At 43.6% G+C, this 13368-nt stretch carries 5 protein-coding genes; 3 read left to right on the forward strand and 2 right to left on the reverse strand.

Annotation, left to right across the window (positions count from 1 at the left end; all coding sequences use genetic code 11):
* Positions 1–192 precede the first annotated feature (192 nt).
* Positions 193–6228 carry a hybrid sensor histidine kinase/response regulator gene (locus tag MIC7113_RS05800; RefSeq protein WP_015181244.1) on the reverse strand — a complete coding sequence of 2012 codons (6036 nt, stop codon included), beginning with the start codon at positions 6226–6228 and terminating at the stop codon, positions 193–195.
* Between the two features lie 472 nt (positions 6229–6700).
* Between MIC7113_RS05800 and MIC7113_RS05805 the strand changes: the two genes are divergently transcribed.
* Positions 6701–9067: a hybrid sensor histidine kinase/response regulator gene (locus MIC7113_RS05805; protein ID WP_015181245.1), complete on the forward strand. Its 2367-nt coding sequence runs from the start codon at positions 6701–6703 to the stop codon at positions 9065–9067.
* A gap of 222 nt (positions 9068–9289) precedes the next feature.
* Entirely contained in the window at positions 9290–10861 is a 1572-nt protein-coding gene (locus MIC7113_RS05810) for an NAD(P)H-quinone oxidoreductase subunit N (RefSeq protein WP_015181246.1), read from the forward strand.
* A gap of 312 nt (positions 10862–11173) precedes the next feature.
* On the opposite strand, the gene MIC7113_RS05820 is transcribed toward MIC7113_RS05810, so the two are convergent.
* A complete protein-coding gene (locus MIC7113_RS05820; protein ID WP_015181247.1) occupies positions 11174–11545 on the reverse strand; it encodes a hypothetical protein in 372 nt (123 codons plus the stop codon).
* Between the two features lie 581 nt (positions 11546–12126).
* Between MIC7113_RS05820 and MIC7113_RS05825 the strand changes: the two genes are divergently transcribed.
* Positions 12127–13347, forward strand: a complete 1221-nt coding sequence (locus MIC7113_RS05825; protein WP_226883595.1) for a phospholipase D-like domain-containing protein — start codon at positions 12127–12129, stop codon at positions 13345–13347.
* The last annotated feature ends 21 nt before the right edge of the window (positions 13348–13368 follow it).

Here is a 13368-nt window from a genome sequence, read left to right on the forward strand (position 1 = left end):
CTGGCTTGGAGCTTGGAGCTTTCCTGGGAAGATAAATTCATGCAACTCATTCAACAAGGCGATGTGTTTTACTATCTTTAGCACAGATTGTTAGTACAGTGGCTCCGTCAGAGGTCGGCTTCCCGCCCCTTTCTAGGAGCGTTAACATGAGAAACTGCCGAGAATTTTTCTGCTCGAAACATTAAATGCCTCCTAAAATTGTTTGAGAAATTCTCGAATTTGTTTTCCTTTAAACTCTTTAGCTAGTTCACGGAGGTGGGTCGCAAATGGTACCCATTGCGGATCTAATTCTTCCAATTGAGTCGCCCGCTTAGCCAGTCCTCTGAGGTCACCCCTCCTCGCCATATCGAGTAAGGCAGCGACTTCTGGGGCAGGTGGAACAATGAATTGTGATTGTGAAATTTGAGATTGGGGATGAACCTCCTGTTGTTCTGGGCTATCGTTTGTTGTCTCTTCGTAAATCCATTCCAGTCCCAAATGAAGGCGTAATTTTTCTAAAAGCTCCGCTTCCCGAATTGGCTTGGGGAGAAAATCATCACAACCCACTTCCTGACTTTGCTGGCGATCGAAATTAAATACGCTAGCAGAGATGGCAATCACTACTATATCTTTAAACTCTGGTAACGTCCTAAGGCGACGGGTCGCTTCAAACCCGTCCATCACAGGCATCACCAAATCCATAAATATTACATCAGGTTTAATCTCATGGGCTTTATTAAGAGCGTCTAAGCCATTGCTAACTTCAAACAGTTCAAACCCTAAAGGTTCTAGTATATTGACGAGGACAGAGCGGTTCATCCACTTGTCATCAACGACTAAAACTTTGCGTTTATTACCTTTGAAAGCACTAATAGTCCGTTCCAAATCCTTAGCGAGATTATCTCTGAAGGCAACCTCCGTTACATCTAAATCAAACCAGAAAATACTGCCTTTACCTAAGATACTATTGACATTGATTGATGCATTCATCAATTCAATTAATTGACGGCTAATGGCTAGCCCCAATCCCGTTCCCTCAGTCTTGCGACTTTCCTCTCCCACTTGCTGAAATGGCAAAAAGATTTCTTCTAATTGCTGTTGTGCAATGCCGATGCCTGTATCTTCTACCTGAAACCGCAGTTTCCCTTCCTGATACCCTACTTTGAACGTGACACTTCCTTTTTCCGTAAACTTGACAGCATTGCCCAGTAAGTTGATCAAAACTTGGCGCAACCGTTTTTCATCAGCTTGGATAGCTTGGGGAAGTGGGGAAAGAGTTTCGTAAATTAACTCGATACCCTTTTGCTCGGCACGGATACGGCAGATTTCATAAATGCCATTAATAAATTCAGGAAAGTGAAATTCTTTGGGGTAAAGCTCCAATTTTCGAGCTTCAATTTTAGAGAGGTCTAAAATATCGTTGATCAGCGTCAGCAGATGTTCGCCGCACTGATGAATGATACCAATACCATTCTTTTGCTGTTCCGTTAAATTTTTATACTTTTTAAAGATTTGAGTGTAACCCAATATGCCATTGAGCGGAGTTCGGAGTTCGTGGCTCATATTAGCCAGGAATTCACTCTTGGCACGGTTGGCAGCTTCGGCGGCTTCTTCAGCTCGCTGGCGTTCGTGAATTTCTTGTTGCAGCCGTATATTGTTTTCCTGTAACTCTAAGGTGCGCTGTTCTACTTTAGTTTCCAAGTTTTGGAGAGCTTCTTCCAAATCTGTATAAAGGCTCGCATTTTCTATGGAGATTGCGGCTTGTGATGATAAAAGTGTTAATACTTCTAATCGGTCAGAAGTGAAGGCATCAGTGATTAAATTATTTTCTAAATAAAGAATACCGATGAGTTTACCTTGATGGATTAGTGGTGTACATAAAACTGATTTTGGTTGGTTGCTAAGGATGTAAATGTCTTTACTAAAGATGCTGGAAGCAGATGCATTTTTTAAAACTACATCTTTATGAGTTCTTTCTACATAATTAATGATAGATATAGGTAAATGATTGCCGTCGCCCACTGGAATTGATCGCAATAATATAACATCATTTTGTTCAAGGTCTATTTGTGCCTCTATAAAAAGCTGACCTGATTTATTTAAAATCAAAATTCCTTTTTCAGCACCAGCATTCTCAATAGCAATCCCTATTAATTGACTGAGCAAATTACTCAAAACTATTTCACCAGAAATAGCTTGAGAGGCTTTGATAACAGTAGCTAAGTCTAAGCTGGTACTAGTTCTAGACTGACTGGTAGTACTAGGAGAATTGGTTGTTTGGTTGACTGTAGTTTGGGTTCTGTTTCTGGCTGAGGTTCTAGGCAGCAATTGGGGATATTTTTCTTCTAAATCTTCAACTTTACGTTGAGCACCCCAAACTTGGTAGGCATAATGAGCCTTTTGCATATAAAGTTGGGCGATGGTTTCTTTACCCCATGATAGATAAAACTTGGCAGCGAGTTCATTCGCGAGGGCTTCTTCGTTGATGTACTCATTTTCTTTCGCAAGGGCAATGGCTTTATCATACATTTCCATTGCCTCTACTTTTTCTCCTAAAACTCGATGTCGTTCTGCCTCAACGAGATAAAATTTATGTAAAAAATTCATCGGGGCATGATGCGCCCATTTTTGCATTTTTTCTTGATTAGCTTGTACTCTATCAAGAATGCATTGTTGTTGCGACTTCGCCGCCGCTTCGCTAACAGACTGTGAAGCCTCGGAATACATAGCGAAGCGAACCAGAGAATCATAAAAATAAAAGATAACAACTGTTAGTTGCCCTACGGATGCGCCGAAAGAACTTTCTATTTGAGGAATAATCTTCAGCGCTTCTGGGTAATCTTCAAACTCATAATAAAGCACCAGTTTGTGCAAGGATAGGTAATGAATTGCTAGTTGATCGTTAGTTTGCTGATGGAGCAGCAGCATTTTCTCTTCGTCGTAGGCTTCTCCTTTTAGCTGGCATCGATTTGAGGCTCTTCCCAGCATGTTTAAGACAGTTTGCCAACAGATTTTTGTATTATTGAGAGCTGTTTCCTGGCTAATGTTTTGAATTGCATCTGTATAAGTTGCAATGTCTCGTTCGAGTTGCGTTAGTGGCTGACCAACAAAAAACGAGTAATGGCTCCACACCATGATGGCGTAGCCAGCATACTCTAAATCTCCGGTTTCCAGCCCAGTAGAGAAAACCGACAGAAAAGAAGCTAAGGTATTCTTGGCATGTTCTTTCCAATGTTGAACGCCAGAAGTCACTAAATGACAGGTCTTAGCTTCAATTTCTTTGGCATTTAACTTTGATACTAGACGTAGCGCCAATTGACCGAACTCATATCCCCGCTCAATATCCCCTATAGCTCCACACAGAAGCAGACTATATACGGCATAGGCAAAAGGAGACACCGCAGCATTGCCATATTGAACCGATAAATTGACCTGTTTGCACACCGTTAAAGGCACCAGTGAGGACACTGTAGAATAGCAAGCAGAAAATATACTTGATAGAATTCTGATCACCGCGAGTTGTTGCGGATTAGTCATTTCAGGAAGATCGATTAAATCCTTAATCCTCGTTGTGCTCAAAATTGTCGCCGTCTCTCCCAGCGCTTGTCCAATATCAGATGGATTTGGTGAATTGGGAAACTCTATTCCCAATTGCTTTAACACTAGCAGTCCCGTATTCAGTGCTTCCAGCAGCTTGTTCTGTCCCATATAAGCTTGAATCTGAACTTCGTACACTTTTACAGTGTCCAATAGAGTTTTGGCACAGTTTTGCACGATTTGGGCTAGTCTCTGCATTGCTTCAAAGTCACCATTCAGAAATGCTGCCTCTGCTGCTTCAGTATGCAGCGATAATATTAGTTCGTACTCCGTATCCCAACTGAAATCTGCTAACAGTGCCAAACCCGCTTGCAAATATTTGGTAGCGGCAGCATGAGCCGATGCTGCTTTGGCTTTCTGTCCAGCCATTAAGTTAAGTTTGGCGATTTCAGTTCGTTCGGATTCATCGCTAATTAGTTCAATTCCCAAGTTTAGATGATCGACAATTTCAAATATTTTTTCTAGCAGTGCCTCTGATTCAGTGTTTTGCCAGAGTAAACGACCAATTTGCAAATGAGTTGCTTGTTTAAATTGTTCATCAATGAGAGCATAAGCGGCTTGTTGCACGCGGTCATGGAGAAACTTAAATTCCAGGCTAACTAGATGTGTATCGATGATGTCTTCCGGTAGGCTTTTTAAGCCAGAAATAGGTAATATTAAGCCTTCCTGAATTGCTCCCCAAAGATGGCGATACGCTACCGCTGCCGACCGCTTGTAGATAATCGAGAGAGTTTGTAAGTCAAAGGTGTTGCCAACACAAGCCGCCAACTGCAAAACCTGCTGTGTAGAGTCAGGCAGTTTTCGCAACTTCCGAATCATCAACTCTACAACATTACCAGTAATACCCATCGCCTCAATGTTTGAGATATCCCATTGCCAAAAAGCTTGGCTGTCTTGGGACGGAGGGGTAAACGTTAACAGGTTTTCCTGATACAGAGTTTTGAGAAATTGATTAACAAAGAAAGGATTGCCAGAAGTTTTCCTGATTACTAATTCGGCTAAGGGTTTGACGGTAAGGGTATTACTGTGTAGTGTGTCAGCAATTAGATTCCTAATATGGTCAAGTGCTAAGGGGGCTAAGATGATGTTATTAATAATGACACCTTGGGAACGAAGCGACTCAAGAGTAATCATTAAGGGATGCGCCCGATTAACTTCGTTATCTCGATACGCTCCAATGAAGAATAAATAGCCCGTTTCTGCATCTGTCATTATCACTTCTAGTAACTTCAGCGTTGCAGAATCAGTCCATTGCAAATCATCTAAAAAGATAACTAAAGGATGCTCTTGTGAGCAGAATACGCGGATGAAGTTTTGAAATACTAAATTAAAACGGTTCTGTGCTTCGGTTGGCGCTAGTTCTGGAGCGGCTGGCTGCTTACCAATAATGAGTTCTACTTCCGGAACTACATCAATAATGACTTGTGCATTTGTCCCAAGAACAGCTAAAATCTTTTCTCTCCATTGAGCGATTTGTGCTTCACTTTCAGTTAGTAGTTGCTTTACTAATGATTGAAAAGTATCGATGAGAGCCGAGTAAGGAATATTACGTTGAAATTGGTCAAACTTACCGGAAATGAAGTAGCCCCGTGCCGCGACAATTGGTTTGTGAATTTCATTCACTAAAGAAGATTTACCAATTCCGGAGTAGCCGGAAACAAGCATCATCTCAACCCCTCTTTGTTTTTGTGAGGGGTTACTGACTCGCTCAAAGGCATCCATCAACAGACTAACTTCCTGTTCGCGTCCATACAGTTTCTGCGGAATATAAAATTGGCTAAATAAATCCAACTCTCCCACCTTAAAACGAGAAATCTCACCAGATGTTTGCAGCATCTTTAGACAAATCTCCAAATCAGCTTTAAGACCTAGCGCACTCTGATAGCGCTCTTCTGCTGTCTTGGCAAGTAATTTCATCACAATCTCAGACAGCACCTCTGGAATTTCTGAATTTATAAGGTGGGGAGGTACTGGTGTTTTAGCAATATGACAGTGGACTAATTCCAGGGGGTCAGTTACTTCAAAGGGTAGGTGTCCCGTCAGCATTTCATAACAGGTAACGCCTAAAGAATAAAAGTCAGTTCGATAGTCAATTGAGCGATTCATCCTTCCCGTTTGTTCCGGCGACATGTAGGCAAGAGTCCCTTCAAGTACATTGGGATTAATTACGGTCTGATTTTCTTTCGACAAACAGGATGAAATGCTAAAATCTATAATATAAACTTGACTTGTTTTAGCATTAATTAAAATATTGTGGGGCTTGATATCTTTATGAATAATGTTATTTTGATGAAGTTGAGCTAGGGTTGAAGCTAACTGAATAGCAATTTGTAAAAAAAGGCTTAAGTCTAAACTTTTATCTGCAATCAAATTTTTCAGGGATTCTCCCCCCAAATCTGACAAAATTAATGCCAGCCCATTTTGATAGTTTTCTAACCCTAAGGGTTTAACAATTCCTTCTATCTCCAGGGATTGTAGTATTTGATACTCATGTCTTAATCGAGTTAGCTGTTCTAGAGTCGGATACTCAGCTTTGAGAGTTTTAATAATGACCGAAACTTGCTCTGACTCCCTGGAAGCCCGATAAACACAAGTAGTGGTACCTTCATAAAGGGTTTCGAGTAGATTGTAACCAACAATGGTGATACTCATTTTTACCTGGTAAACGGATGAGCTTGATAGGCGTAAGCTATTGGCTTATGCCGATGACAAGTTCTGGCGTTGCTAATTTAACATGCCGACACCCACTGCGTTTTCCACAGCCATGCAACCTACCTGTAAATCCATGGCCTTTTTAACACTCGCCCACTCAACTCTCCTGCTTTGAATCCTCCCTGTCTGGCGGGTGTGTTGGAGTGACATATTACTTTCGATTACGAAATTTTACTTTCAGTTACACAAGCGATCTATACCCCAGACAGGGGGAAAATTTGATGTTATTCCTAAACTTAAAGAAGAAAGCTTGTACCGCGTTCGCTCACCCCCTCACTCTCTGAATGGAAACGCGCTAAAGTATTACTAAAAGAGTAGGATAAACATGGGTATTATTTAGAGCTTTTCCCCTTTAATTAGCTAAAGATTTCACAGAATAAAATTGGAAAACCATAAAAAACAAGAGGTATTAATGAACTTTGAGCCTATAGAAAAAAGTGTCATATTACTTGTCGATGACACCCCCATTAACTTAGAAGTTTTGCTCGATTTGTTAGAGGATTCTGACTTCAATGTTGTAGTCGCTGAAGATGGAGAAAGTGCGATTGAAATGGCGGAATATGCTCCACCCGACTTGATTTTATTGGACGTACTGATGCCAGGAATGGACGGGTTTGAGACTTGCCGTCGATTGAAAGCTAATCAAACCACCCAAGATATTCCTGTAATTTTTATGACTGCCCTGACTGAGAATGTGGATAAGGTCAAAGGGTTGAATCTTGGGGCAGTGGACTATATCACCAAACCGCTAGAGCATGAAGAAGTTTTAGCCCGCGTAAACATCCACTTGCGCTTGCGGCACCTAACGAAGAGACTCACAGAACAAAATGAGCAATTACAACAAGAAATCTCTGAGCGCCAGCGAGCACAAGAGGAACGAGAGCAAGCCTTTACAGCACTGCGGCAAAGTGAATCCCGGTTTAGGCGATTAGTTGAATCTAATATTATTGGGATTATTTGTACAGAACTTAACGGCAGCATCACCGATGCTAACGATGCCTTTCTACAAATTGTAGGATACGAGCGCTCCGAACTCCTAAGAGGAAATTTGCGTTGGGACGACATGACTCCCTTAGAATATCGTGATTTGGATGAAAAGGCGATCGCCGAATTAATCACTTCTGGAGTTTGTACCCCCTATGAGAAAGAATTTATTCGCTCTGATGGTAGCCACATTCCGATTATGATTGGAGCGGTTCTTTTAGAGGAGTCTCAACAGAGTGCAGTCGGTTTTGTCCTCGACCTCAGCGAACGTAAGATTGCCGAACAGAAAATCCGCGAACAAGCGGCTCTGCTCGATATCACGACAGATGCAATTCTTGTGCGAGATTTAAACAGAAAAATCCGATTTTGGAACGAAGGAGCTGAACGTCTGTACGGATGGAAAGCCCAAGAAGTCATGGGTAAAGATGCCCATGAGCTTCTCTATCGACGGGAAACCTTAGATCAACTCGAAGAAAGCTGGAAAAGTCTCGCTGAGTATGGCACGTGGCACAGTGAATTATATCAATTTACCAAAGAAGGTAAAGAGATCATTGTTGCCAGCCGGTGGACATTAGTGCGCGATAAAAATGGGCAACCCAAATCCATTCTTACAGTCAACACTGATATTACAGAGAAAAAACAACTTGAAGCGCAGTTTCTCCGAACCCAGCGAATGGATAGTCTTGGAACCCTAGCCAGCGGTATTGCTCACGACCTCAACAATGCGCTGACACCGATGATGATGGCAGCTCAACTTTTGGAATGCAAACTTCCGGATGAACAAAGCCAACAGTGGCTTTCGATCCTAGAAACCAATGTTAAACGTGCGGCAGATTTAGTCAAACAAGTGCTGTTATTTTCACGAGGAGTTGCGGGTAAGCACACTCCCTTAGAAGTAGGGTACTTAATAAAAGAAATCGAGAAAATTGTTAAGCAAACATTTTCCAGAGCGATTGAAATTTGCAGTGAACTCCCTACACAAAACCTTTGGACTATTTCTGGCGATCTGACTCAGCTACACCAAGTACTCATGAACCTCTGCGTTAATGCTCGTGATGCTATGCCAGATGGGGGTACCCTCCAGATTTCTGCCAGAAATTTCTGGGTTGATGCCCACTATGCCCAAATGAATATTGAGGCTAAGGTTGGTCCCTACATTGTGATTACTGTATCCGATACAGGAACGGGAATTTCCAGAGAAATAATAGATAGAGTTTTTGAGCCATTTTTCACGACAAAAGAAATAGGCAAAGGCACAGGACTGGGTCTTTCAACCGCGATTGGTATTATTAAAAGCCACGGCGGTTTTGTCAAAGTATTAAGCAAAGTGGGAAAAGGTACGCAATTTCAAGTTTACTTACCGGCAACGCCAACAACAAAGACCGATTGTCCCTCAGAAGAACATGAGGAATTACCCAGGGGGCATGGAGAATTAATTCTCGTGGTCGATGACGAAGATTCAATTCGTGATATTACTAAAACCTTGCTAGAAACTTATGGCTACAAAGTTTTACTGGCTAGTGACGGGATTGAAGCAATCGCTCTGTATACACAAAATAAGGAAAAAATTAGTGTTGTGTTGATTGACATGATGATGCCAAATATAGATGGCCCAACGACAATCGGCGTCTTACAAAAAATTAACTCACAAGTCAAGATTATAGCTATTAGCGGACTTGTATCGAACCATAAGCTCAGTCAATTTCTGGGTAATAGCGTCAAAACCTTTTTGTCTAAGCCCTACACATCAGATGAATTGTTGAGAAACTTACAACTCGTTCTCAGCATAGACTAGAAAATAGAGTAGATTAAGAGGGAGTTCCATTGCAAAGCTAAATTTTCTATTCGGAATCAACAACTTCAGAACACTGACAATAATATTGCTACTCCAACACACGAACACCACCTGACACAGCCCTCTAAAATAAACTTGGCTGCTCAAGCGATGGCAATCACCGATATGATCAGAAAGTTAATGTTGAGACTAACATCACCATAGACAATACCAATAGAACCTATGGATTTTGCCACTATTGCTGCCCAGCTCAATGCTGGGATAATTTTGCCAGAGGGAATTATACTGGCTACCCTCGTGCTGGTTTTATTGATTGACCTGATTTCGGGGAAAAGCGCTGCTCAGACACTGCCCTATGTGGCGATTGGCGGTCTTCTGCTTGCCGTAGTCGCCCTGTACTCCCAATGGGATGTTGCCGACCCTATTGCCTTTTTAGGGGAGTTCAACGGCGACGCCATGAGTATAGCGTTTCGCGGCATCATCGCCCTGTCAACGGCTGTAACAATTTTGATGTCGATTCGCTACGTACAGCAAGCTGGCACGTCTTTAGCAGAGTTTATCGGCATTTTGCTCAGTGCAACCTTGGGGGCGATGTTCCTGTCGGGAGCCAATGAGTTGGTGGCGATTTTTGTCTCCCTCGAAACATTAAGTATTTCATCGTACCTCTTGACAGGTTACATGAAACGTGACCCACGCTCTAATGAGGCGGCGTTGAAATACTTGCTGATTGGGGCATCGAGTTCAGCCGTCTTTCTCTATGGCATCTCCTTGTTGTACGGTTTGTCTGGAGGAGAGACGAACTTAAATGCGATCGCCACAAATGTCGCCGCTTTAGAAGCCGGTCAATCCCTAGGAATTTTAATTGCATTGGTGTTTGCGATCGCCGGGATTGCCTTCAAAATCTCAGCCGTACCCTTCCACCAATGGACGCCCGACGTTTACGAAGGGTCTCCCACTCCCGTAGTGGCTTTCCTCTCCGTCGGTTCCAAAGCCGCAGGTTTTGCCCTTGCCATTCGTTTAATGACCACCGCCTTCCCCTTGGTTACCGAACAGTGGCATTTTGTGTTCACCGCCTTAGCCATCTTGAGCCTGGTTTTAGGGAACGTCGTCGCCCTAACTCAAACCAGCATGAAGCGCCTGTTAGCTTATTCTTCCATCGCTCAAGCTGGGTTTGTCATGATTGGTCTGATTGCCGGCACAGATGCCGGTTACGCCAGCATGATTTTTTACCTGCTGATTTATTTATTCATGAACCTGGGCGGTTTTATCTGCGTGATTCTCTTCACCTTACGCACGGGAACTGACCAGATTAGCGAGTACGCGGGTTTATATCAAAAAGACCCACTCTTAACGTTGGGATTGAGCATTTGTTTGCTTTCCCTAGGAGGAATTCCGCCGCTAGCAGGGTTCTTCGGCAAAATCTACTTGTTTTGGGCGGGTTGGCAAGCCGGACTGTATGGTTTAGTCATACTCGGTTTGCTGGCGAGTGTAGTTTCAATTTACTACTACATCCGCGTCGTCAAGATGATGGTCGTCAAAGAACCCCAAGAAATGTCCGACGCCGTGAAGAATTATCCCGAAATCCGTTGGAACCTGCCTGGAATGCGCCCCTTGCAAGTGGGTTTAGTCCTAACTGTGATTGCCACTACTCTGGCAGGGATTCTATCAAATCCCCTGTTTGAGTTGGCAAATAGTTCTGTTACCCGCACCCCAATGCTGCAACAAGCCATGATTAGCCATCAGCAACCAACTGTCAGCATTCAACCGATTCAGAATGTAGACGCCCAGATTTAAGACTCTCTTCTGTGAAAGTCTGAACTATTAAAAATGCAAGACGCCTAACTCTATTGAGTCAGGCGTTTTTTTGATTGGATTAAGCGGCAAAAAACGTTAGCTTATCCGCCAATGTTTTATATATAGCTGTCGCCATAAAGCTTAGGACAAATTGAACGGCTGTAAACGACCACGTACCAGTAAAAAACCTTCTGCCTTCTGCCTTCTGCCTTCTGCCTTCTGCCTTCTGCCTTCTGCCTTCTGCCTTCTGCCTTCTGCCTTCTGCCTTCTGCCTTCTGCCTTCTGCCTTCTGCTATCACTTGACTTTTGAGATTAATGAAACAATTTGCGTTTTTGAGGACAGTAATCAGAGCAATTCACCGCATTTTCAGTGAGAGCCATACCAGGATGAACCGCACACTGAAGATAAGGATTGCTGGAAAAGAACTGACAGTTCCGACAAGGAACTTGAGATATAGGCTCTAGACTAAAAACTTCAGAACGGACAACTGTAAAAATCGCCGACATCATCAGACTAAAGATCATCCAACCCAGGACAACGTAAAAGGGATGATCAAACATCACGCTATTGGGCAAAATTATTCTATCCGGTTGAGCCTGATTGACTTGAACTTCGCTCTGAGTGCCCTGCTTAAACTTTATTGCTCCTAGGGGAGATTGTTTTATAAATCCATTAGCCTGCATATTACTTCTTACTGGTCATCCGTATCTACGCTATGCGTTTTTCCGCTTGTACTGTGTCGAGTCCATTCCCCGGAAACATGCGAATTCGGCAAGAGAATGCTAAGGATTTAGACATAAGCCTTAATGCCTTTCCCTCAAGTGACGACTCAGGACTTGACTCTTATAGGTATAGCCGAAGACAAATATAGAGGTCTCTGTCCAGAGTTTTACTTCTCATTTAGCTTTATATAACTAGAGGAATAGATGACCCAGAACGAATGATTCAGAAGAACCTCTTTTTCTCTCTTATGTAGCCTCTGTGCCTGGAGGGGGATGCTGCGGTAAGCCGCTATGGGTCTAAGTAAAAAAAGCCAATTTCATAACGAACAGGATTTCGCGGACTTAGATAGTTAACGGGTCGATACGATGATTCCTAATAGTTGTTTTTGGGTGGAACCAGGGCAGTAAAAACACTTTCATTCCCTCCCCTGGCTCATGCCACAATAATTATTCCCTTCTCTCCAGCGTGTTCAAGAGTGCAACTTAATGCCTTAATTTGGTGGATCAGTGGGTTGCTCCTGGCCTTACTGATACTGCTATTAGTGAGCCTGTATCTTCCGGGAGCCTTCTATAAAAAAGCTCAGTACAAGATAGAAGACGTTCCTGGCTTAGAGGAACCTCATTTTCCTCTCGCGATGATGGGCGTATCCGCCTCCCTGATTACCAACGGTTACCTAACAGACTCTTGGTTTGAAATCGATACCATTTATGCCGTCCGACTAGAAGCCATCAGGAGTGCCCGACAAACCATTCACTTCGAGACGTTTTACATGACTCCTGGGCGTCGCGCTAACGATTTCGCTGCCGCGCTTCAGGAACGAGCACAAGCCGGGGTTGAAGTTCAACTACTGGTTGATAGCTTCGGCGTGCACTCCATATCTAAGGCTTACTGGAAACAACTGCAAGCCGCCGGTGTTCAGGTTCGTTTCTTCCACCCATTCAGTTGGAGATCACCCTTGACTTACAACACCCGCACCCACCGGAAGCTACTTCTGATTGATGGGGACACGGCTTTTGTGGGAGGCATGGGCGTTTCTGATGACTGGGATGGCATCAAAAAAATAGGCGATACGGCTCCCTGGCTTGATTTCGAGGTTCGCTTGACTGGGGCAATCGTGGTTATTTTGGAAGGTATTTTCATGCAGCACTGGCTCTATAGCGGCGGAGTTGCCAGACTAAAACCAGAAACGTTTTATCCAGCCTTAACCGGCGGTTCAACCATACTCGTCACACCCAGGAATGCGCCCTCTCCCCGTTCATCTGTTTATGCCCTCTTCTACACCAGTGTCCTCGCGGCAAAACAGCGGATTTGGATCGCTAGTCCTTACTTTCTCCCGGATGCCAACGCCCGTAAGGCACTATTGAACGCTAAAACCAGCGGAGTTGATGTGCGTATCCTCACCGTAGGCTCACATAACGACAAGCAGATGGTTTACTATGCCGTCCGCGAACGTTACCGCGATTTGCTCAAAGCCGACATTGAAATCTATGAGTACCACCCCAGCATGATGCACGCCAAGGTGCTATTGATTGATGATCGCTGGGTGAGCACTGGAAGCACCAACTTCGATCCGCGCAGCCTCTTTCACAACGACGAACTCCATCTTTCCCTAGCTGAGCCTAATTTTGGGGAATTCGTCGAGGGCTTTTTCTGGCGTGCATTCTCTAAAAGCCGTCGTATTGATTGGGCAAAGTGGCAAACACGCCCCCTATGGCATCGTGTCCTAGGTCGGCTGGCTCTATTGATCCGCTGGCAGTTGTGATCAGCTTCCTGGCCTGTCGTT

It is taken from the genome of Allocoleopsis franciscana PCC 7113 (assembly GCF_000317515.1).
In the GTDB taxonomy this organism is placed as follows: domain Bacteria; phylum Cyanobacteriota; class Cyanobacteriia; order Cyanobacteriales; family Coleofasciculaceae; genus Allocoleopsis; species Allocoleopsis franciscana.

Coding starts and splice junctions, on each gene's coding strand:
- MIC7113_RS05800 (WP_015181244.1), bottom strand. CDS start 6,228: ATGAGTATCACCATTGTTGGTTACAATCTACTCGAAACCCTTTATGAA.
- MIC7113_RS05805 (WP_015181245.1), top strand. CDS start 6,701: ATGAACTTTGAGCCTATAGAAAAAAGTGTCATATTACTTGTCGATGAC.
- MIC7113_RS05810 (WP_015181246.1), top strand. CDS start 9,290: ATGGATTTTGCCACTATTGCTGCCCAGCTCAATGCTGGGATAATTTTG.
- MIC7113_RS05820 (WP_015181247.1), bottom strand. CDS start 11,545: ATGCAGGCTAATGGATTTATAAAACAATCTCCCCTAGGAGCAATAAAG.